Genomic DNA, 19,066 nt, shown 5'->3' with positions numbered 1-19,066 from the left:
GTGGCTGGGGGCGTGGTCGCCGGGGCCGACGGCGGCGCGCTCTGGCGCGGCGGCGACGACTGGGTCACGCCTTGACCCGCCGCCGCAGGGGCGGAGCCGGGCGCGGCCTCCGTGGGGCCGCCACCACTCCCGGTCATGCCGCCACCGCCGCCGGTCGCAGCGCCGCCGCTGCCCGGTGCTCCGGTGGCACGGACCGCCGCCCGGGCCGCCGCCGGGCCGACCGTCGGCAGCGGACCGCCGCCACCCGCCTGGACCGGAGCGGGAGCCGCTCCCCCATGGCCCTCCGGGCCGGGCACGTATCCCATGGCGGGCACGCCGGACGGGCCCGCGGAGTAGTTCACGCCGCGCTCGATCCGGTCGAGGCGGGCCATCACGGAGCGCTCGTCGCCGTAGGCGGCGGGCAGCAGGACGCGGGCGCAGATCAGCTCGAGCTGGAGACGCGGCGAGTTGGCGCCGCGCATCTCGGTCAGGCCCTCGTTGACGAGGTCGGCGGCGCGGCTCAGCTCAGCGGGGCCGAAGGTGGCGGCCTGGGCCTGCATGCGCTCGATCACATCGGCGGGGGCGTCGATGAGCCCCTTTTCCGCCGCGTCCGGGACCGCGGCGAGGATCACCAGGTCGCGCAGCCGCTCCAGGAGGTCTGTGACGAAGCGGCGAGGGTCGTTCCCGCCCTCGATCACATGGTCGACGACCTCGAAGGCCGCGGCTCCGTCGCCGGTGGCGAAGGCCTCGACGACGGAGTCGAGGAGGGAACCGTCGGTGTATCCGAGCAGGGCGGTGGCCATGGCGTAGGTCACACCGTCCGCCGCGGCGCCCGCGAGGAGCTGGTCCATGACGGACATGGAGTCACGCACGGACCCGCCGCCGGCCCGCACCACGAGCGGGAGCACGCCGTCCTCGACCGGGATCGTCTCCTTCTGGCAGACCTCTCCGAGGTACTCCCGGAGGGTTCCCGGGGGGACGAGCCGGAAGGGGTAGTGGTGGGTCCGGGACCGGATCGTCCCGATGACCTTCTCGGGCTCGGTGGTCGCGAAAATGAACTTGAGATGCTCCGGCGGCTCCTCGACGACCTTCAGCAGCGCGTTGAAGCCGGCCGACGTGACCATGTGGGCCTCGTCGATGATGTAGATCTTGTACCGGCTGCGGGCGGGCCCGAAGAAGGCCTTCTCACGCAGGTCACGGGCGTCGTCCACGCCACCGTGGGAAGCGGCGTCGATCTCGATGACGTCGATGGAGCCGGGGCCGTTGCGCGCCAGGTCCTGACAGGACTGGCACTCACCGCAGGGCGTCGGCGTGGGCCCCTGCTCGCAGTTCAGGCAGCGGGCCAGGATGCGGGCGCTGGTCGTCTTGCCGCAGCCGCGCGGCCCGCTGAACAGGTACGCGTGGTTGACCCGGTTGTTCCGCAGCGCCTGCTGCAGCGGGTCGGTGACATGCCCCTGCCCGATGACCTCGGCGAAGGTCTCGGGGCGGTAGCGGCGGTACAGAGCGAGAGACGACACGCATACGAGGTTATAGGCGCCCACTGACATCGGGCCCAGCCCGGGCCCGACCGGGAGATCCGGTCCGGCAACGCAGACGCCCCCCACGCACCCGCCAGAGCCAACCTACCCTTGCTGCCTTCCGGCCCTGGGGGAGTTCAGTCAGATAGCGCCGCGTGAGGGGCTGCGCCCAGGTTACCTGATGTCGGGGGCAGGGAACGAGTTCGCGAGCACTCCTCTCGGTCATGTAATGTTCCTGGCGGAGGATTCGCCTAGAGGCCTAGGGCGCACGCTTGGAAAGCGTGTTGGGGGCAACCCCTCACGAGTTCGAATCTCGTATCCTCCGCCAGTGCCTCACCGGGCACGATGTCGAAGGGCCCCACCGCTCGCGGTGGGGCCCTTCGACGGTTCTCAGCCCTCGTTGTCCTGGTTTTTGTCCACAGCGGGTGTCTCCGGAGTTCCCCGGATGGCATCGGCGATCTTCCGGGTCACATCCTTGGGCATGGCGTCCGGCACGTGGAGTACCGGGCCCGCATGCTTGCGGACTTTCCCGGCTCCCATCCCATGACCAGAGCTTTACCGAGGGGTCCGGACGCGGCGCTTCTCCACCCTCATTTCGTGCCGTTACGACCCGGAGACACTCGAAGTGCTGGAGAGTCGACGCGTCACTCAGTCATCCCCGCATCCGTCGATGCCTTATTCACCCATCACGGATTGGCCTGCGGCGACTCTGGTCTCGGCGGATCCACGCGGAAGTGTCCATGGTCCCGTGTCGCGGTCATAGCCCGATCATCCGGACCTTGCTGCCGCACAGCCGGGTCATGTCATCGACATCCGACGTGAGGATGGCGACCGGGCCAGGCTGACGCAAGGCCGCTTCCGCGACGGTCACGTCGATCGCGTACTTGTATCCGTGCAGACCGGCGCCCTTGAGCAGTTGGGCCGCCGCCTTGGCCGCTGCCTCCGTGATCGGCTCCACCTTGACCCGGGAGAGCGCCCATTGCAGTCGGGGCAGGTTCACCTTGGCGTGGCTCACCTCCACGATGGTGTTGGCGCTGACGACAAGGTCCGCCCCCATGTCATGGAACACCTGGAACATCGCCAGAACCTTCCGGTCCTGCACCACCCAGGCCGACAGTCCCTCGCTGTCCAGGACGACGGTCTCGATGTGCCCGCTCACGCGGCGCTCGCGCCGCCGGCGGCCGACGCCGTACCGAAGATGCGCGCTCGCGCCTCAGCCAGCTCTTCCTCACTGAAGGCCCCGTGCTCGTCTGTGTGGCTGCGCAGGTCGGCCCCCAGGAGCTGGTTCCGGATCTGCCTGGCGACCGCTTCGGCGACGTAGCCGGAGATGTTGTCCGTTATCTTCTTCAGCTCCGCCACCTGCTCGGTGGGGAGTGTCACGGTGATGCGCGTGGTGTCAGCCATAGCCGCAAGCATACTGCGGTATGCGCGTGCAGGGGTGGCAGCTGTTCCGGTCCGCCACCGGAGCCGTTCCACCGCACTGCCGACGCGGCTGAAACGGCGGTATCAGCGGCGCTGCCATCTCCCACAACCCGTCAGGCACCAGATCACGCTCAAGATCCACATCTACATCCACATCCACAGTGGACGATCACGCCTCTAGGCGACCGCGCCTGATGCCGGCCGGTCCGAGAGCGGCGGACGGCTGCCGAGCCCGCTCTTCTGTTCGCGTGATCGACTACGACGATTCCGGCCGCCCTGTGGTCCAGGTGGGAGACCCCGGTGCCGCCCGCCTACTGCTCTCGGAGCCGACACGACCGTTCGAGGACGAACCAACGCTCGACTTCCTCCTCCGGGCCTGCGGGCCATGGGGAGTTGTCGAAACCCCGGTACAGACCTGGGACGGCGACGGTCTCGACACCTTCCTCACCTCGCTTGCCGAAGACTTCCGGGGCTGGGAAGGAGTACGTACCTGGCACTCCCTCTGCTACGACCTGACTCTCTCAGCGGAGCACCGTCCCGGTGGCCAGCGTCCAACTGACCTGGGGCATCCATGACCGAGCGCCGTCCGAGCAATGGCACTTCGAGACCATCACGGTGCACGCAGCAGGCGAGGACATGCGCAGCCTCGCTGCCGAGATCTACACGCTCACTGCGAGCGTCGCGAGGTAGCCGAAAGAGCTACCAGGCGATCCACCACCACGTGAGATGACACCTAAGACGGTGTCCTATGTGGTGATCGCTCGTTGGTCCGTTCATGGGGCGGGGTACGTGGAGTTGGATTGTTCCGGACGGCTTGTGGGAGCTCGCCAGGCCGTTGATTCCGGAGGACCGGGTACGGCCGCAGGGTGGCGGGACCCAGAACACGCCTGATGAGACGCTGTTCGCGGCGATCATCTACGTGCTGGTCAGCGGGTGCGCCTGGCGGGCACTGCCGCCGTGCTTCGGCATATCGAAGTCGACGGCCCATCGCCGGTTCATGATCTGGTCCAGGGCAGGCGTCTGGGGCCGGCTCCACGAAGCGGTCCTGCACCAACTCGACGACGCGGGCCTCATCGACGTCTCCCGCGTCGTCCTCGACTCCGCGCACGTGCGCGCCAAAAAGGGGGCGAACACACAGGTCCGAGTCCCGTGGACCGGGGCAAGCCGGGTTCCCAGATGCACGTCCTGTCGGACGCGAACGGACTGCCCCTGGTCGTCGGCGTCTCCGCCGCCAACGTCCACGACAGCGAAGGCCTGAAGCCCATGGTGGCCGGTCACCAAACGAGACACGACCCTCACCGCGGCCGCTACTTCAAGCCCCAACGCCTGCATGCCGACAAGGCCTACGACATTCCCCACCTGCGAAAATGGTTACGAGGCAAGCGCATCGGGGTGCGCATCGCCCGCAAAGGCGTCGAGTCCAGCGAACGATTGGGCCGCCGTAGGTGGGTGATCGAGCGGACCATCTCCTGGCTGTCCGGCTACCGCCGACTCAGCCCTCGCTATGAACGCAATCCACGCAACTACCTGGCCTTTCTCGGCCTCGCCGCAGCCCTCTGCTGCTACAAGCGGTACGTCCGCCTCACCACATAGGACACCGTCTAAGGACATTTCGGCGAGCGGGTAGCCCGTATCTTCTCCTGCCGTCGGCTCGTCTCGTCAGGCTGGGCCCGCGGCGAGGAGGAGCCCCGGACTCTGTCTTCGTACGGCATCCGCGGATCACGGAACTGAGCCATCCTTGACGTTGGCGCCGAAGCGGCTTCGGCCCGCCTGTGACGTTCCCTGTCTGTCGAGGTATTCCCCCCATGAAGTCCCGATCGACGCTTGCGACTTGGCTGAGCGAACTCGATGGCCCCCGCCTGGCGCGCGTACTCGCCATGCGGAAGGACGCAGCTTCCTCTCCGGAACCACGCTCGGTGGGGGAACTGGCGGACCGTCTCCAACGTCCGGGGTCCGTGGCACTCGTCCTGCCGCAACTCACGCTGCCGTGCTTGCAGGCCGCCGAGGCGCTGGCAGCCCTGGGAGCACGAGCGACCCGGGACAGCCTCGCGGAGTTGCTCGGATCGACATCCCCTGCGGCGGTACACGCGCTGGACGCGACCCTGGAGGCGCTGTCGGATCGGGCGCTCGTGTGGCACGACGGCAACGAGACACTCCGCATGCCTACGCCCTTGCGGCAGGTGTGGAGCACGCCCCTGGGACTTGACGCCCCGCTGGAAGAGCTGCTGGCCGACACCAGCTCGGAGGAACTGCGCGGCATGCTGGCGGTCCTGGGTATCAAGCCACCCGGCACCAAGCAGCAGCGACTCGCGGCTCTGGTGGAGCATCACACTGACGCGGAACGGGTCGCCGCGTTGGTGGCGGGGGCACCGGCGGCCACGCGGAAGTTGCTCGAGCAGAGCGCCAGGTCCACGCCTCGTCAGACACTGTTCGTCGCGTTCGGGGCTCCTGGCGGCGGCCTCCAACCAGGCGCCCGATGGGCACTCGACCGCGGGCTTCTGCTCCAGGACCGCCACCGGTACGGGCCCGTCCGGATGCCGGTCGAGGTGGCCTTGGCTCTGCGGGGCCCCGATTGGCACGCTCCGTTCGAACCTCTACCACCCGTCACACAGTTGGTGCCCCTCACCTCATCGGAGGTGGAGCGGGAGGCCGCGGTGGCCGCCACCGCGTTCGCGGCCCAGGCCGCCTCCGTCCTCTCGGCGTGTGCGACCGCTCCACCGACCCGGCTGAAGTCGGGCGGGATCGGCGCGCGTGAACTGGCCCGGCTCGGCAAGGCCGCCCAAGCGGACGACGCCGTCGTACGCATCGCCCTGGAGACCGCGTACGCCGCCGGACTGCTGGCCCGCGACGGCGATCGCGTACCTCCCACCGAGGCGTACGACGCCTGGTCCGAGCAGGAGCCCGCAGAACAACTCACCGTACTGCTCCGGGCTTGGCGGGACCTGCCGCTCACCCCCACCCGGACGCGCGACGAAGACAACAAGGCGCTTCCCGCGCTCGCCGGTGCGCCTGACTGCGGCGGCTGTCTGCAGGCCCGCCACGGGGTGATCACCGCGGCAGCGGGGCTCCCGGCAGGACAGGGTGTGAAGGTCGCTTCGGAGCTGGGGCCGCTCGTGGCCTGGCACCGTCCGCTCGCCGATGACGTCTCGCCCCAGGACACGGCACCGTTCAGCACCGTGATCCGCGAAGGCGAACTGCTGGGCGTGCTGGCACGGGGTGCACTGTCCCCGCTCGGTGCCCACCTGGCGGCCCACGCCGACGAAGAGCTCGACATCACGGCCCGACGACTGCTGCCCCCCGCGACCACGACGGCCCGGATCGGCGCCGACCTCACCGCCGTCGTCACCGGCACCCCGTCCGCGCGACTCGCAGCGCTGCTGGATTCGATGGCCGACCGGGAGACCAGTGGCACGGCGTCGGTATGGCGCTTCAGTGCCGGCAGTATCCGCCGGGCCCTGGACGCCGGCCGCACCCCGGACGACATCACGGCCGACCTGGCAGCCGGCTCCGCCACGGTCCTGCCGCAGCCGCTGACCTATCTCATCGCCGACACCGCACGAGGTCACGGACGGGTGCGCATCGCCCCTGCGGCCTGTGTCATCCACGGCGACGAACCCGCGCTCCTCGCCGAAGTCGCCGCCCACCGCGCGCTGTGCAAGCTCGACCTGCGGCAGCTCGCCCCGACGGTCCTGGTCAGCGGCAGCCCGCCCGCGACGACTCTCGCCGCGCTCCGCGCTGCGGGCTACGCCCCGGTCGCCGAGACCGCCGGGGGGACGGTACGCATCGAGAAACGCCTGCCGCAGCGGGCCACCGCTGCCGTCCGGCCCCCGCGAAGGAACGTCGGGCGGCGCGGCCCCGGGACCACCGCAACCCGCGCCTCGGACGTACCCACCGACGCCGGGATGGACGTCTTGGCCGACCGGCTGCTCAAGGCCCCGCCGATGCCACCGGAACCCGACCCGTTCGGCAGCGGGGTGCCTTTCGCGACGGACACCGAGGAGATCGTCGCCGGATACGCGAAGCACCTGTCGTACAGCGACGTCCGCCAGGTCGCCCATGCCATCGACACCGGTGCGGCCATCACGGTCGAGTACATCGCCACCTCGGGCAACCGGACCGTACGCACCCTCAGCGATCTGGAACTCGACCCGCCCTACCTCGACGCCTGGTGCCACCTGCGCGAAGCGGAACGTGTCTTCACTCTCTCCCGCATCCATGGCGTGATGCCCGCGTAGGACTCGGCGGCCAAGGCCGGGTGCCGGGTGCGCACTTCGCGAAGGGCGGTGTTGACAGTCACCTTCTTGGTCTTCGTCCCGAGGGCTTTCGCCACGTCCGCGACCAGGTCGTCGTCCAGGGCCTGGCTTTCGCCCGGCTGCGGGCCGCGGCGGGCGACGGCGCATTCGATCCGGAGCTGTTCGAGAACAAGGGGAACTACCGCCGGTGAACGCGGCCAGTTCCTGATCGACACCAGCGCGCTCGCGCGGTTCATGCTCGGGGAAGCGGAGCAGTACGGCTGGGACCAGGCCGCCACGGCTGGACTCATCGCGACCTGCCCGACTACCGAGCTCGAGCGAGTGCCGCTTGCCCTTCGCGTGGGCAATCCTCACCTCAAGGGGATTTCGCAGCGGACCGCTTCGTGCTCTTGGCTCTGCCCGCACCCGTGCCGCTTCGGCCCGAGGCGGGGGTGTTCGCTCGCTTGGGCTTTTCCGCGCGGGAGTCGCTCCGCTGGGGCGTCGCCCGCGTGGGGGCGGTCTTCCACTTCAGTTCGATCTCCAGCTCGATCTCGCCGCCGCCGATCTCGACCTCCAGCTCGCTGTGGAGGTCGTCAGGGATCCGGAGGCCCAGCGTTCCGGGGCCGAGGTCCAGCTCGGCGTCCCCGCCTTCCCTCAGGGCGTCTGCGAGTGCCGTGAGCTGGTCAGCGGCCTCATGGCGTGACAGCGAACGCTTCTGCTCGAACGTGAGGTCCTTCATGGGTGCCCTCCGGGGTGACACAGAGCGGATACCACCCATTCTGGTCTCTTTTGCGCGATGTGCAGACTCGCGCGTCAGCCGCGTCAGCCGCGTCAGCCGCGTCAGCCGTCTCAGCCACCCGCCTCCGGGCCCCAGTGCTCCGGCCCCACTCCGCGCCAGTCGATCCACGACACCTCCGCCACGTCCGCCGGATCGATCTCCAGCCCGGCGCGGCGGAGGAACTCCGCGACGTCGCCGACGTTGTGGGCGAGGCCGAGGATCTCGCCGTCCACGCGGACGCGCCGGCCGCCCGAAGGCGACGGCGGATGCACGATCACACGAATCGGTCCGGACATGCCTTCAGGATCGTCCGGGACGTACGGTCCCGCAGGCCGGCACGTCATCGATGGAGCCGTTCGTTCATGTCCCCGGCCGTCCGCCCCAGCTCCCGGAGCTCCCACCACGCCGCGGAGCTCGGCCGTCGCTGCCGCCAGTAGGGGTGGAAGAACGCCTGAGCCGACAGCCGGTACAGACGTCGGCGCAGCTCGGTGCGGCCGGGCCGATCGGCGAGCTGCCGGTACGTGGCACTCCACTCCCGTTGCGCCCGGACGAGATCGTCGGGAAACGTTCGCATGGCCGAATTCAATCATGTGTTCGATTTTTTGGGCCAGCGCAAGGCTTCTGTTACGTCTCGGTTCGGGCACCGGACGTGGACAGCCGCAGCGCGAGGGGCCCTAGTAGGCGCATACTGAGGTCAATGACTAAGCCTGCTGCTCACAAGCGTCACTTGCCCACCAGCCCCTTCAAGGCTCCGGTTGCCCCCGCTCCCAAGCACTTCGCCGTGGGTGACCAGGTCACGCACGACATGTACGGGCTCGGCCGGGTCATCGGCATCGAGGACGGGATCGCCGCGCTCGTCGACTTCGGTTCGGCGCAGATGCGGATCCTGAGCCCCTACGCCAAGATGACCAAGCTGTAGGACCTTCGTGCCCGGTCAGGGCGCGCCTGGCCCTGCCTTGGGCCAGTAACGGAAAAGAGACCTCTCATCGAACCGACTTCGCTGTTCTCCGCCGTGGAGGGGCAGACCCGCCTTTCCAGCGCGGCGTCGCCGACTCCGGCGACCAACCCCTTCCAGGCTCCGGACTTCGCCCCGGAGTTCGAGGAGGACGAAATCTTCCCGCTCGAGGACATGACCGAGCAGCCCGCCTCGTCCAGGCGTCCGGCGCGCCGCAGGGCCGCCTAGCTTCGCTCCTCAAGGCGACGTCTGCGATGGATCTCGGCGGACGCCCTCCCGATCGGCCCGCCCTCGCCGGGCACTCCCGACGGTCCGGGCACTTCCGACGGTCCGGTCAGATCTCGCGGTCCGACGTAGGCCACACGTACGGCAAGTCGTCCGGGACGCCCGGAAAGAGGGACGTGTAGGTCGTGGGGTCCTTGCGGACCAGGGCGGAGCGGTGGCTTTCGTGGAAGGGGTCGTCGCCGAGCCAGGGCGGGAGTTCGCCCTCGGCGGCCAGTTGCTGCTGATCGCGGATCGGGGCGTGAGGGCGGGTCGCCGCCAGGTCGGCCACGAGCGTCGCGGCGCAGGTGTCCTGGTGGCCCTGTTCGCGCCAGACGCGGCAGATCTCCAGGCCGTAGCGGACCAGCGCCTCCTCGTAGCCGAGCCACATCTTCACGGCCGGGTGGCGGCGCCAGCCGTAGCCGGGGACGACCAGGCCGCGCAGGACCTGCAGGGCCTCGACCCGCTGCTTGCCGAGTCGGCGGCGGTCGAGGGACAGGGCCGTGGTGCGGAAGTCGGGGTAGGGCAGGAAAGTCTGCATGCGGTCGCCGGTGCTCGTTACCGTGCGCCGGTGCGCGTGCCGCGCCGGCTGAGGGCGAGGGCCAGGCCGATCATGGCGATGCCGAGAACGAAGTGGAGCCAGTCGTCCGCGGTGTTCAGCGGGACGAAGTTGGCGTCGCTGTCGTGGCCGACGGACAGGCCGTACACCCACAACACCAGGTAGACGGCGCCGCCGACCAGCAGATACGAGTACGCCCCGGCGGCCGTGCCGGCGAGGATCAGGCCGGCGAGACCGTACGCCAGGTGCACCAGGTTGTGCAGGATCGAGACCTGGAACAGGCCGAACAGTTCGGCGCCCGACTCGTGGGAGGCGAACTCCAGCGAGCCGTAGTCGGTGGTGATGCCCGGGACGAAGCCCAGTGCGCCGACCACGAGGAAGACGAGGCCGAGCAGCAGGGCGGCCTGCTGGACGGGGGCGCGGGCGGCCCGGTGGGACGCGGGTGTGGTCATGGCCGGTGGCTCCTCACGCGAGGGACAGGGGCTGTTCCGCCCAGATGGTCTTGCCCGTGGCGCTCTGGCGGGTGCCCCAGCGCTGGGTCAGCTGGGCGACGAGGAGCAGGCCGCGGCCGCCCTCGTCGTAGGTGCGGGCGCGCCGCAGGTGGGGAGCGGTGCTCCCGCCGTCGGAGACCTCGCAGGTCAGGGTCGTGTCGTGGATCAGGCGGAGCTGGACCGGCGGCTGGGCGTGCCGGATGGCGTTGGTGACGAGCTCGCTGACGACCAGCTCCGTGACGAACGCGGCGTCGGAGAGCCCCCACCGCTCCAATTGCGCCACCACGTCCTTGCGGGTCTGCGCGACCGCGGACGGTTCGGACGGCACCGACCAGGTGGCGACCTGCCGCGCGTCGAGCGCGCGGGTACGGGCGATGAGCAGGGCCACGTCGTCGGCCGGGCGTTGCGGCAGCAGATCGGCGAGGACCGTGTCGCACAGGGCGTCCAGCGAGCCCGCCGGGCGGGCCAGGGCCTTCCGGAGCCGGTGGAGACCGGTGTCGAGGTCCCGCTCTGGGGTCTCGATCAGGCCGTTGGTGTAGAGGGCGAGCAAGCTGCCCTCGGGGAGGTCGACCTCGGTGGACTCGTACGGCAGGCCGCCCAGGCCGAGCGGGGGCGCGGCCGGGAGCGCGACGAGGTCGACGGTGCCGCCGGGGCTGACCACGGCAGGCAGGGGATGCCCGGCTCCGGCGAAGCAGCAGCGCCGCGTCACCGGGTCGTAGACGGCGTACAGGCAGGTGGCCCCGACGTCGCCCGAGGCTTCCGCGGAGCCCGGCGCCGTCCGCTCGCCGGCGCTTTCCTCCTCCGTGTTCAGACGGGCGACCAGGTCGTCGAGGTGGGTCAGCAGCTCGTCGCACGGCAGGTCGATGTCGGCCAGTGTGCGGACCGCCGTACGCAGCCGCCCCATGGTCGCCGACGCGACCAGTCCGTGGCCGACCACGTCTCCGACGACCAGCGCCACCCGCGCCCCCGAGAGGGGGATGACGTCGAACCAGTCCCCGCCGACACCGGCGTGCCCGCCGGCCGGGAGGTAGCGGGAGGCGACCTCGACGGCCGCCTGCCGGGGCAGCCGCTGCGGCAGCAGGCTGCGCTGGAGCGTGACCGCCGTGGCGCGCTCGCGGGTGTAGCGGCGGGCGTTGTCGATGCTGACCGCGGCCCGGGCGGCCAGTTCGCCGGCCAGCACCAGGTCGTCCTGCTGGAAGGGCTCCTGGTTGCGGTGCCGGACGAAGAAGGCGACGCCCAGGGTGCTGCCGCGGGCGACCAGCGGCACGGCCATCACGGAGTGGATGCCGAACGCCCGGACCCGGGCGGCGCGGGCCGGGTCGCGGGCCAGCCAAGCGGTGAACGCGGTGTCGGTCACCTCGTGCACGGCGGGCCGTCCCGTGCGCAGGCTCTCGAAGGGCACGGAGCCCGGCGGGTAGGCGTCCACCGCACCGGCCGCCACGACCGACTCCGGGGCCCCCGGTGTCACCGACTGCAGAGCGGCCCGGCGCAGCAGCAGCGGACCGTCCGCCGGAACCGCCCGGACGGGCGGCTCGGGTGCGTCGTCCAGCGCGGTCAGCAGATCGACGCCGGCGAAGTCGGCCAGGGCCGGGACGGTCACGTCCGCCAGCTCCTGGGCCGTGCGCGTCACGTCGAGGGTGCTGCCGATGCGCCGGCCGGCCTCGGCGATCAGCTGGAGGCGCTTGCGGGCCCAGAACTGCTCCGTCATGTCGTGCGCGGACAGGCAGACGCCCTGGACGGTGCCCTCGTGGTCGCGCAGCGCGGACACGAAGACCGACCAGGCGTGCTCATGGTCTTCGCCGGGCGCGCGCAGGTAGTTCTCCGCGTACTCCGGCTCGCCGGTGCGCAGGACCCGGGCCATGCTGCGTTCCATCCGTAGTCCGGCGTCGTCGTCGACGATCTCGGACGCCCGCAGGCCCCGCATCTCCTCCTCGCCGAGCGCCGTGGCTCGCTCCATGCCGGCGTTGGCCCGGCGCAGCCGGAGCCGGGTGTCGTAGATCGCCTGGGCGCAGCACGGGGACTGGGCGAAGCTCCAGCTCACGAGGGATTCGTCGAGACCGGCCGGTGGCTGGCGGTCAGTCAGGGCGGAGACGATGAGCCAGGCGGGGGCGTCGGCGCCGGGTGGTCTGTGGTGGGCGAGGATCCGGACCGTCAGCTTCCGGCCGTCGCGGTGCCGGAGTGCGACGTCGCCGTTCCAGCGGGGCAGCCCGGCGAGCGTGGGCAGACCGCCGCGGACCGGGATCGGCTCGGCCAGCAGATCCGCGGCACGGCAGCCGGTGAGCTGCGCGGCCGAGTACCCGAGGAGCCGCTCGGCGCCCGCGTTCCAGCCGGTCACGGTGCCGAGTTCGTCGAGGGTGACACGGGCCGTGAGGGATGCGCCGACGAGGGTTTCGAGGGCTTCGGGTTCTTCCCCGGACGGCCGGGTGGCCCGGCCGACGGTGGCGGGCTGCTCCATGGTCGGTCATCTCACTCTCGGGGAGGTAATCAGCCATAACCCCGGATATGCACAGATATATCTTGGTTACCCAGATTGCGCCGGGTCTCACCGTCGTGCCCGGGTCTCACCGTCACGCCCGGGGTCTCACCGTCGCGCCCGCCCCGGGAGACCGAGCCTGCCGCCGCCCGGCCCGGGTAACCGCTCCCCCATGGGTCAGATCCTGGTGGGCACGTGTTCCTGGACCGATCGGGCACTGGTCGGCAGCGGCTGGTACCCCCCGGGCCGACGGGACGCCGAGGGGCGGTTACGGCACTACGCCGAGCGGTTCGGTGTCGTCGAGGTCGACGCCTCGTACTACGCGCTGCCGGGCGAGCGGAACAGCCGGTTGTGGGCCGAGCGGACACCGGACGGGTTCGTGTTCGACGTGAAGGCGTTCTCGCTGCTCACCGGGCACCCCACCCGGGAGGCGGTGATGCCGGACGGACTGCGGGCGGAGCACCGGGATCCGGCGGTGTTGGATCAGGTGTGGGCCCGGTTCGCGACCGGGATCGAACCGCTGCGGGAGGCCGGGCGGCTCGGGAGCGTGCTGTTCCAGTTCCCGCCCTGGTTCCGCCCCGGGGAGCCGGCGGAGATCTTCCTCCGGGAGTGCGCCGAGCGGACCGAGGGCTGGCCGCTCGCCGTCGAGTTCCGGCACCCCTCCTGGTGGGAGCGGGGACGGTCCGAGGCGACGGGCGCGCTGCTCGCCCGGCACGGCATGGCCGCGGTCGCCGTCGACATGACGCAGAGGCTCGCCTCCTCCGTCCCGCCGGTCACTCCCGTGACCTCGCCCCGGCTGTCCGTCGTCCGCTTCCACGGCCGCAGCACCGCCTGGGGCACCGGAAGCAAGGAGGACCGTTTCCGCCACGTCTACGGCGAGGACGAACTCGCCGAGTGGCTGCCCCGGGTGCGCCGGCTGGCCCAGCGGACCGAACAGGTCCACGTCCTGTTCAACAACTGCTGCGGCGACGCCGCCGTCAGCGCCGCCGAGACCATGACACGGCTCCTCGACGACGCCCCGCCGGTGGACGACGTGCCCTCCGAGGACGACGCCCCGCCGACGGCGGCGCGGTTGCCTAGGGCTCGATCCGCACCTGGCGTTCCACCGACACCTGGTCCACGTCCGACACCCGCACGGTCGTCTTCATCGTCCAGTTCCCGGCGAGCGGCAGATTGACGGAGTTGGTGCCCCAGTAGCCGCCCACGTCGGTGAGTTCGGCGTCGATCGGGCCGACCTTGCGCGAGGGCAGGGTGAAGGTGATGCGGACCTCGGGGATCACCACCAGGCCCGTGTCGGAGCCGTAGACGACGGCCTGAACACCGTTCTCGCCGACGCGTGCCGGGTCCAGGGTGACCTGCACCGTGCCGCTTCCGGTCACGGATCCCGTGCCCGTGTCGTAGGGCACCGTGATCTGGGTCGTGGCCGGCAGCGCGCTCGTCGGGGCCTGCTGAGCCGCCTCGGCCTGGGCCCGGCTCGGGAGGGTTCCCGTGAGCACGGTCGTGATCATCAGCACCACGGCGGCGACGGCGACTTCGACGAGGACGGAGCGGCGCAGGCGGCGCCGGATGCCGGGGTCGCCGGATCCGGCCCCCGGCTGCGCCGGGCCGTCGGGCGACTCCGGCTCCTCGGACGTCTCCAATGCGCGCGTCCCGGCTTCCGCGGCGGCCTCGCGGCCTTCCGCCGGTGCGCCGACCGGCTGCGGGACCGGAGCCGGTACGGCCGCCCGGACCGGGGACGCCGGAGCCGCGATCCGCGCCGTCCAGCGCCGCGAGTACCCGGCCACCAGCAACAGCACGGCCACCCCGGCCAGTTTGGCGAGCAGCAGACGGCCGTACGCCGTGCCGGTCAGCGCGGGAAGGGAGCCGAGGCCGCGCCAGGACTGGTAGAGGCCCGTGACGGCCAGGACGGTCACCGAGGTGAAGGCGATCCGGGAGAAGCGGGGCACGACCTCCACCAGGTCGTCGCCGGGCGAGCGGCGCAGGGTCAGCAGCAGCGCCACGAGACCGCCGAGCCAGACGCCGGTCGCCAGCAGGTGCACCACGGACGACGTCATCGCCGCCGGCACCTGGATCCCGGCGGAGGCGTGCTCGGCCGCCGCCCAGGTCAGGGCCAGGGCCGCGGCCAGGGCCGTGCCGATCGCCAGGGTGACGGGCCGCTTCCCCGTGTCACGGGACCTGGACAGCCACATCAGGAAGACGGCGGTCAGCAGGAGGACGAGCAGCCGGGCCAGCAGGGCCAGGCCCGGGCGGCTGGTCAGGGTGCGGCCGAGGGCGGAGGCGTCGAACGCCGCGGCGGGGCCCGTGCCCGACTCGTACGGGGCGCGCAGCAGGAGCAGGACGACCGTCGAGCCCAGCAGCGTCCACCAGGCGGCCACCAGCGGCCGGCGCAGCGGGGAGGTGTGCGCGGGCCGGCACAGCAGCGCGAAGGCCACGATGCCGACGAGTAGCGCGGCGGCGAGGTAGGCGAGGTAGCGGGCAGCGTCGTGGAGCCCGCGGGTGAGCGGGTCCTCGGCCGGGCCGGTGTCGGCTTGGACGGTGGTGGCGGACCGTTTCCCCACGGAGAAGCTGAAGGCGCCGGAGACGGGGTGGCTGTCGGCGGAGACGACCCGCCAGGCCACGGTGTACGTGCCCTTGGCGAGCTTGCCGGGCAGGCCGACCCGGGCCGTGTCGGAGCGGCCGTCCGCGTGCGTGGCCTCGCCGGTGTGGACCCGGCGCTGGTCGGGGCCGAACACCCGGAAGGAGTCGTCGAGCAGGCCTACGGACTCGGTGAAGGTCAGGGTGACGTGGCGGGGGGCCTGCTGGACGACGGATCCGTCATCGGGGTCGGTGCTGCGCAGGGCGGCGTGGGCCGAGGCGGGGGCTGCTCCGGCGAGGAGCAGGACCAGCACGGTGCCCAGCAGCACCAGGGCTTGGAATCGCCGGGGGTGCCCGGCATTGCGATCCTCGTTCCGCCGTTGGTCCACGTGGCTCTCCGGGGTCGGGCTGGACGGCTCCGGGTTATGTACGGACGGGATCGGTGTAGCGCTCAACGGGATGAGGGCCGGGAAGAAGGACAAGACCGGCGCAGCACTCAACAGGACGCGAACCCGGGAGAAGGACAAGACCGGCGCAGCACTCAACAGGACGCCAGCCCAGGAGAAGGCCGGGACAGTTTCGCGATCGCGGCCGCCTCCGCCGGATAGCGTGCGGTCAGGTCCGCCGCGTCTCCGTGCTGGTAGCCGGCGAAGGTGAAGCCCGGTGCCATAGTGCAGCCGAACAGCGTCCATGAGCCGCCCTCTTCCACCCTGCCGCCCATCCACGTGCCCGCCGGGACCGTGAACTGGACGTGCTGGCCCCGCAGGACGTCCGGTCCGAGCACCACCGTTCGTGTGGTGCCGTCCGGGGCGAGCAGGAGGAGCTCCAGGGGGTCGCCCCGGTAGAAGTGCCAGATCTCGTCGGTCGGCAGGCGGTGGAGGGCGGAGAAGTCGTCCGCTGTCAGGAGCGCGACGATCGCCGTGCCCTCCGGCCTGCCGTCGGGGCGTTCGGGCCCGGCCCAGGTCTGGCGGAAGAGGCCGCCCTCGTCGGGGATCGGCTCCAGGCCGTAGTGGGCGATGAGGTCGTCCGGGGTCACCCGGGGAACATTAGCTCCCGGTCGAGGAAGGCGAGCTGCGCCTTCTTCTCCGGCAGGTAAACGTCCGGGAGGTCGATCTCGGGCAGGACCACGACCGGGCCCGGGGCGAAGCCGAGTCCGAGGAAACGGGCGACCGCCTTCTCGTTGCCCACGTCCGGGTCGACCACGACCCGTCGGCGGTCCAGCCCGAGCAGGACGTACGCGGCGAGGGCGGAAACCAGCCGGGCGGTCCAGCCGGGCTGTGCGCCGCCCGGGCCGGCCGGGGCGAGCAGCAGGTGGACGCCGATGTCGCCGGGGCGGACGTCGTAGCACTCGCTGACGCGGTCGGCCTCCGGCTCGTAGGTCTGCAGGAGCGCGACCGGCTCGCCGTCCCGGACGACGAGGTGGGCGTGGTGGGTGCCGAGGGTGGCCATGTGTGCGTAGACCGCGGCGACCTGGTGTTCGGTCAGCTCGGTCATGCCCCAGAAGGCGGCCCGCTCCTCGCCGGCCCAGCGGTGGATCACGGCGGCGTCGGCCCCGGGGTCCAGCGGCAGGACGCGGACGGTGCCGAAGCCGTCGACCACCTGTTCGTGGACGGGCGTGCGGGAGGCGTAGGGGTCAGACATCGCGTTCCTTCTTCATCTTGGTCCAGTCGGTGACGACCGGGACGAGGTCTCCCGCGAGCCACAGGGGGAGCTGGTCGCGGTGGTGGGGCGAGCCGGGGACGCCCGAGGCGCCGAGCGGGACGACCCAGCGGCTGTCCTCGCGCCGGGCCAGGTCCCAGACGTACCGGGCGGCCGGGCCTCGGGCGGCGCGGTCGGTGAGGCCCGGCACGCCCGAGGTGCACAGCACGCAGTCGTGGTCACCGGACAGCCCCGGTTCGTCGTACGGCTGCTCCGGTTCCAGCGCACGCCAGGGGGCGAGGCGGTGGGTGTCGCCCCAGACACCGGCCGGCGGGCGCAGGGCCACTTCCTCGACCGCCGCGCGGACGGCCGCCGGGCGGTCGATGCCGAACAGGTCCTCGGCCCGCAGCAGGTGTTCGAGTGCGAAGCCGACCCGGGGGACGAGGGCCAGCCAGGGCTGGAACACCTCCGGATACACCGGCGGTGTGGTGAGCGCGGCGAACGCCGGGTGCGCCGCGAGCCGCCGTACGACCGCTGCGCGCACGGCCGCGTAGAGGGCCGCGTCGGCGCTGCCGGCGTCCATGCGGCGGTCCCAGCCGAGGAGGCGGTCCCTCAGGGCGGCGGCCTCGGGGGTGAGGTCGTCGAGGGCGTCGAGGCGGTCCAGGAGGGGAGACGCGGAGGCCAGGTGGGTGTCCGTGTGGATCGCGGGCATGCCGGCGGCGGACCAGCGCTCCTTGCCCGCGAGCAGCTCGGTGATGCGGTCGGCGCGGTGCGGCGGGGCGAACTCGACGCCGAGGGGTGCGGCCGGACCGCGCTGGTTGGCCATGACGGCGACGCCGTCGGTGAGCCCGGCGCGCGGTGTCGCGTGCCAGCCCTGCCACTCGTGCCCGGACTCCCACGCGGGCACCACCCGCAGGGAGTTGACCCCGGCGCGCAGCGGCACCCGCCCGGCCACGCGGTGCAGGACGCCGCCCTCGGTGTCGGCGGCCTGGACGACGTTGACCGGCTCCGCCCAGCGGTCGAAGGCCCGGTCCACGTCGGTGACCCGGCGAGCCCGCAGCAGCGGCAGCAGGGCGGCGAAGCCGAGGTCGCCGGTGACGCGGGGCGGGTAGCGCAGGCTGATCGCCACGGGCACGCCGGAGGGGTCCGACGGGTCGGCCGGGTCGCCGTCGAGCCCTTCGGGGCCGCCGATGATCACCGGCCCGCGGCCGGTCTCGATCACCTCCACCTCGACCGGGTCCCCGCCCGCCACCTCGACGGTCTCCGTGTGCCGGGCCGCCCGCCGCCAGAGCCCGTCCGGGTCGAGGGCCTCCACCCCGGCGCCGGTGCGCCGCAGCCGCTCGCGGTAGAGGTCCTGGTAGTCGGACATGGCGTTGGTGATGGCCCAGGCGACCGTGCCGGTGTGCCCGAAGTGGGCGATGCCGGGGACACCGGGGACGGCCAGGCCCACGACGTCGAACTCCGGGCAGGACAGGTGGATCTGCTGGTAGACGCCCGGGTCCTCGATCCAGCGGTGGGGGTCGCCGGCGATGACAGCCTGCCCGGTGACGGTCCGCTCGCCGCCGACCAGCCAGCCGTTGCTGCCGGAGGTGCCGGGGCCGTCGGCGGCGAAGAGACCGACGGCGTCCGCGCCGAGGTGGGCGGCGACCTGCTCGCGCCAGAGCTTGGCCGGGAACCCGGCGAAGAGGATGTGGGTGGCGAGCCAGACGCCGAGGGGGGTCCAGGGTTCCCAGCGGCCGGGGGTGAGGCCGGTGCGGGCGAACTCGGGTGCGGTGGCGTCGGCCAGTGACGCGTTGACCCCGTCGACGTACGCGCTCACCCACCGCGCCGTCCCGGGGTCGCGTCTCTCCAGCTCCGCGAAGCAGCGTCTGGCGGTGTCGGCGAGTCGGGCCCGTCTCGCGAACCGGTCCCAGGCCAGGGCGCTACCGCCGAGGAAGGACGCCGTGGTGCCCTGCGCCCGGTGGCGCTCGACCTCCAGCTGCCAGGCCCGGTCGCTTGCGGTGACGAGGCCCTGTGCGCTGGCGAGTCCGGCCGCGCTGCCCGCGCGCAGATGCGGGATGCCCCAGGCGTCACGGTAGATCTCGGTGGTCACGCCGGACCCCCTCATTCCTTTAGGTTAGCCTTGCCTAAGTCGCAACTGTGGCCGGAATCGTATGCGAAGGGGCGGAAAAGCGATGGGGCAGGGGC

At 71.7% G+C, this 19,066-nt stretch carries 22 protein-coding genes, 1 tRNA gene, 1 other RNA gene and 2 pseudogenes; 10 read left to right on the top strand and 16 right to left on the bottom strand.

From position 1 onward, the window contains the following. The coding region (locus C1J00_RS19205; RefSeq protein ID WP_146046211.1) for a DNA polymerase III subunit gamma and tau at window positions 1–1,496 on the bottom strand (1,496 nt) is incomplete at its 3' end. 72 nt (window positions 1,497–1,568) lie between these two features. After that, an RNA gene (ffs, locus tag C1J00_RS19200) (signal recognition particle sRNA small type) lies at window positions 1,569–1,663 on the bottom strand. A gap of 73 nt (window positions 1,664–1,736) precedes the next feature. On the opposite strand from ffs, the gene C1J00_RS19195 reads away from it, so the two are divergent. After that, window positions 1,737–1,824 (top strand) — tRNA-Ser (locus C1J00_RS19195). 62 nt (window positions 1,825–1,886) lie between these two features. Here C1J00_RS19195 and C1J00_RS48560 read toward each other — a convergent pair. The 3 genes and pseudogenes from C1J00_RS48560 to C1J00_RS19175 form a co-directional block, all read right to left on the bottom strand. After that, window positions 1,887–2,044, bottom strand: a pseudogene (locus C1J00_RS48560) (site-specific integrase); the annotation flags it as partial. Window positions 2,045–2,253: 209 nt separating this feature from the next. Next, the gene (locus tag C1J00_RS19180) at window positions 2,254–2,655 is read right to left on the bottom strand and encodes a DNA-binding protein (RefSeq protein ID WP_102910298.1); all 402 of its coding nucleotides are present in this window, start codon (window positions 2,653–2,655) and stop codon (window positions 2,254–2,256) included. Beyond that, a complete protein-coding gene (locus tag C1J00_RS19175; protein ID WP_102910300.1) occupies window positions 2,652–2,900 on the bottom strand; it encodes a type II toxin-antitoxin system CcdA family antitoxin in 249 nt (82 codons plus the stop codon). Before C1J00_RS19175 ends, C1J00_RS19180 begins: the two co-directional genes overlap by 4 nt. Window positions 2,901–3,112: 212 nt before the next feature. On the opposite strand from C1J00_RS19175, the gene C1J00_RS47925 reads away from it, so the two are divergent. From C1J00_RS47925 to C1J00_RS19160, 4 genes are all read left to right on the top strand, one after another. Next, the gene (locus C1J00_RS47925; RefSeq protein WP_342751726.1) at window positions 3,113–3,493 is read left to right on the top strand and encodes a DUF6228 family protein; all 381 of its coding nucleotides are present in this window, start codon (window positions 3,113–3,115) and stop codon (window positions 3,491–3,493) included. Continuing rightward, window positions 3,459–3,608: a DUF6228 family protein gene (locus C1J00_RS47920; RefSeq protein WP_342751725.1), complete on the top strand. Its 150-nt coding sequence runs from the start codon at window positions 3,459–3,461 to the stop codon at window positions 3,606–3,608. Before C1J00_RS47925 ends, C1J00_RS47920 begins: the two co-directional genes overlap by 35 nt. Window positions 3,609–3,693: 85 nt before the next feature. Beyond that, a protein-coding gene (locus C1J00_RS19165; protein ID WP_102910297.1) for an IS5 family transposase occupies window positions 3,694–4,511 on the top strand; the annotation gives its coding sequence in 2 pieces (ribosomal slippage) (window positions 3,694–4,036 and window positions 4,036–4,511; 819 coding nt in all). A gap of 212 nt (window positions 4,512–4,723) precedes the next feature. Then, window positions 4,724–7,153 (top strand): helicase-associated domain-containing protein, encoded by a 2,430-nt coding sequence (locus C1J00_RS19160; protein WP_102910296.1) that lies wholly within the window; start codon window positions 4,724–4,726, stop codon window positions 7,151–7,153. Here C1J00_RS19160 and C1J00_RS48275 read toward each other — a convergent pair. Further along, complete coding sequence (locus C1J00_RS48275) at window positions 7,072–7,248, bottom strand: hypothetical protein (protein ID WP_245936404.1); 177 nt, start codon at window positions 7,246–7,248, stop codon at window positions 7,072–7,074. The genes C1J00_RS19160 and C1J00_RS48275 overlap by 82 nt on opposite strands. Between C1J00_RS48275 and C1J00_RS48270 the strand changes: the two genes are divergently transcribed. Beyond that, on the top strand, window positions 7,174–7,362 hold the full coding sequence (locus C1J00_RS48270) for a hypothetical protein (protein ID WP_245936403.1): 189 nt from the start codon (window positions 7,174–7,176) through the stop codon (window positions 7,360–7,362). The genes C1J00_RS48275 and C1J00_RS48270 overlap by 75 nt on opposite strands. Window positions 7,363–7,405: 43 nt before the next feature. Further along, window positions 7,406–7,489 (top strand): annotated as a pseudogene (locus C1J00_RS46840) (PIN domain nuclease); the annotation flags it as partial. 37 nt (window positions 7,490–7,526) lie between these two features. Here C1J00_RS46840 and C1J00_RS19145 read toward each other — a convergent pair. From C1J00_RS19145 to C1J00_RS19135, 3 genes are all read right to left on the bottom strand, one after another. Beyond that, a complete protein-coding gene (locus tag C1J00_RS19145) occupies window positions 7,527–7,889 on the bottom strand; it encodes an amphi-Trp domain-containing protein (protein ID WP_102910295.1) in 363 nt (120 codons plus the stop codon). 110 nt (window positions 7,890–7,999) lie between these two features. Next, a complete protein-coding gene (locus C1J00_RS19140; protein ID WP_102910294.1) occupies window positions 8,000–8,224 on the bottom strand; it encodes a hypothetical protein in 225 nt (74 codons plus the stop codon). A gap of 44 nt (window positions 8,225–8,268) precedes the next feature. Further along, on the bottom strand, window positions 8,269–8,502 hold the full coding sequence (locus C1J00_RS19135; RefSeq protein WP_102910293.1) for a DUF8825 domain-containing protein: 234 nt from the start codon (window positions 8,500–8,502) through the stop codon (window positions 8,269–8,271). A gap of 123 nt (window positions 8,503–8,625) precedes the next feature. On the opposite strand from C1J00_RS19135, the gene C1J00_RS19130 reads away from it, so the two are divergent. Further along, window positions 8,626–8,847 carry a hypothetical protein gene (locus C1J00_RS19130; protein ID WP_102910292.1) on the top strand — a complete coding sequence of 74 codons (222 nt, stop codon included), beginning with the start codon at window positions 8,626–8,628 and terminating at the stop codon, window positions 8,845–8,847. A gap of 93 nt (window positions 8,848–8,940) precedes the next feature. Continuing rightward, on the top strand, window positions 8,941–9,111 hold the full coding sequence (locus C1J00_RS19125) for a hypothetical protein (protein WP_245936402.1): 171 nt from the start codon (window positions 8,941–8,943) through the stop codon (window positions 9,109–9,111). Between the two features lie 106 nt (window positions 9,112–9,217). Here the strand turns inward: C1J00_RS19125 and C1J00_RS19120 are convergent, their stop codons facing one another. The 3 genes from C1J00_RS19120 to C1J00_RS19110 are packed head-to-tail and all read right to left on the bottom strand — an operon-like array spanning window position 9,218 to window position 12,649. After that, window positions 9,218–9,685, bottom strand: coding sequence for an MSMEG_6728 family protein (locus C1J00_RS19120; RefSeq protein WP_102910290.1), 468 nt, complete (start codon window positions 9,683–9,685; stop codon window positions 9,218–9,220). A gap of 17 nt (window positions 9,686–9,702) precedes the next feature. Then, window positions 9,703–10,155, bottom strand: a complete 453-nt coding sequence (locus C1J00_RS19115; protein WP_102910289.1) for a DUF4383 domain-containing protein — start codon at window positions 10,153–10,155, stop codon at window positions 9,703–9,705. A gap of 13 nt (window positions 10,156–10,168) precedes the next feature. Next, window positions 10,169–12,649: a SpoIIE family protein phosphatase gene (locus C1J00_RS19110; RefSeq protein WP_102910288.1), complete on the bottom strand. Its 2,481-nt coding sequence runs from the start codon at window positions 12,647–12,649 to the stop codon at window positions 10,169–10,171. A gap of 190 nt (window positions 12,650–12,839) precedes the next feature. Between C1J00_RS19110 and C1J00_RS19105 the strand changes: the two genes are divergently transcribed. Further along, window positions 12,840–13,844 carry a DUF72 domain-containing protein gene (locus tag C1J00_RS19105; protein ID WP_102910287.1) on the top strand — a complete coding sequence of 335 codons (1,005 nt, stop codon included), beginning with the start codon at window positions 12,840–12,842 and terminating at the stop codon, window positions 13,842–13,844. Here the strand turns inward: C1J00_RS19105 and C1J00_RS19100 are convergent. The 4 genes from C1J00_RS19100 to C1J00_RS19085 all read right to left on the bottom strand — a co-directional run bounded on the left by C1J00_RS19100 (window position 13,744) and on the right by C1J00_RS19085 (window position 18,971). Then, a complete protein-coding gene (locus tag C1J00_RS19100) occupies window positions 13,744–15,570 on the bottom strand; it encodes a copper resistance CopC/CopD family protein (protein WP_102910299.1) in 1,827 nt (608 codons plus the stop codon). The two genes, C1J00_RS19105 and C1J00_RS19100, sit on opposite strands and share 101 nt — an antisense overlap. 212 nt (window positions 15,571–15,782) lie before the next feature. Continuing rightward, window positions 15,783–16,277: a cupin domain-containing protein gene (locus tag C1J00_RS19095; protein ID WP_102910286.1), complete on the bottom strand. Its 495-nt coding sequence runs from the start codon at window positions 16,275–16,277 to the stop codon at window positions 15,783–15,785. Then, complete coding sequence (locus C1J00_RS19090; protein WP_102910285.1) at window positions 16,274–16,882, bottom strand: GNAT family N-acetyltransferase; 609 nt, start codon at window positions 16,880–16,882, stop codon at window positions 16,274–16,276. The genes C1J00_RS19095 and C1J00_RS19090 overlap by 4 nt, the downstream gene beginning before the upstream one ends. Next, on the bottom strand, window positions 16,875–18,971 hold the full coding sequence (locus C1J00_RS19085; RefSeq protein ID WP_102910284.1) for a penicillin acylase family protein: 2,097 nt from the start codon (window positions 18,969–18,971) through the stop codon (window positions 16,875–16,877). The genes C1J00_RS19090 and C1J00_RS19085 overlap by 8 nt, the downstream gene beginning before the upstream one ends. Between the last annotated feature and the right edge of the window lie 95 nt (window positions 18,972–19,066).

Source organism: Streptomyces cahuitamycinicus (assembly GCF_002891435.1).
GTDB lineage: Bacteria > Actinomycetota > Actinomycetes > Streptomycetales > Streptomycetaceae > Streptomyces > Streptomyces cahuitamycinicus.
This window is presented reverse-complemented; position numbering and strand designations above follow the sequence as displayed.

What these genes read in the sequence shown, in the direction of transcription:
- C1J00_RS19110 (WP_102910288.1), bottom strand. Translation starts at nt 12,649, where the DNA reads ATGGAGCAGCCCGCCACCGTCGGCCGGGCCACCCGGCCGTCCGGGGAA.
- C1J00_RS19115 (WP_102910289.1), bottom strand. Translation starts at nt 10,155, where the DNA reads ATGACCACACCCGCGTCCCACCGGGCCGCCCGCGCCCCCGTCCAGCAG.
- C1J00_RS47925 (WP_342751726.1), top strand. Translation starts at nt 3,113, where the DNA reads ATGCCGGCCGGTCCGAGAGCGGCGGACGGCTGCCGAGCCCGCTCTTCT.
- C1J00_RS19090 (WP_102910285.1), bottom strand. Translation starts at nt 16,882, where the DNA reads ATGTCTGACCCCTACGCCTCCCGCACGCCCGTCCACGAACAGGTGGTC.
- C1J00_RS19120 (WP_102910290.1), bottom strand. Translation starts at nt 9,685, where the DNA reads ATGCAGACTTTCCTGCCCTACCCCGACTTCCGCACCACGGCCCTGTCC.
- C1J00_RS19160 (WP_102910296.1), top strand. Translation starts at nt 4,724, where the DNA reads ATGAAGTCCCGATCGACGCTTGCGACTTGGCTGAGCGAACTCGATGGC.
- C1J00_RS19130 (WP_102910292.1), top strand. Translation starts at nt 8,626, where the DNA reads ATGACTAAGCCTGCTGCTCACAAGCGTCACTTGCCCACCAGCCCCTTC.
- C1J00_RS19140 (WP_102910294.1), bottom strand. Translation starts at nt 8,224, where the DNA reads ATGTCCGGACCGATTCGTGTGATCGTGCATCCGCCGTCGCCTTCGGGC.
- C1J00_RS19145 (WP_102910295.1), bottom strand. Translation starts at nt 7,889, where the DNA reads ATGAAGGACCTCACGTTCGAGCAGAAGCGTTCGCTGTCACGCCATGAG.
- C1J00_RS19105 (WP_102910287.1), top strand. Translation starts at nt 12,840, where the DNA reads ATGGGTCAGATCCTGGTGGGCACGTGTTCCTGGACCGATCGGGCACTG.
- C1J00_RS19135 (WP_102910293.1), bottom strand. Translation starts at nt 8,502, where the DNA reads ATGCGAACGTTTCCCGACGATCTCGTCCGGGCGCAACGGGAGTGGAGT.
- C1J00_RS19175 (WP_102910300.1), bottom strand. Translation starts at nt 2,900, where the DNA reads ATGGCTGACACCACGCGCATCACCGTGACACTCCCCACCGAGCAGGTG.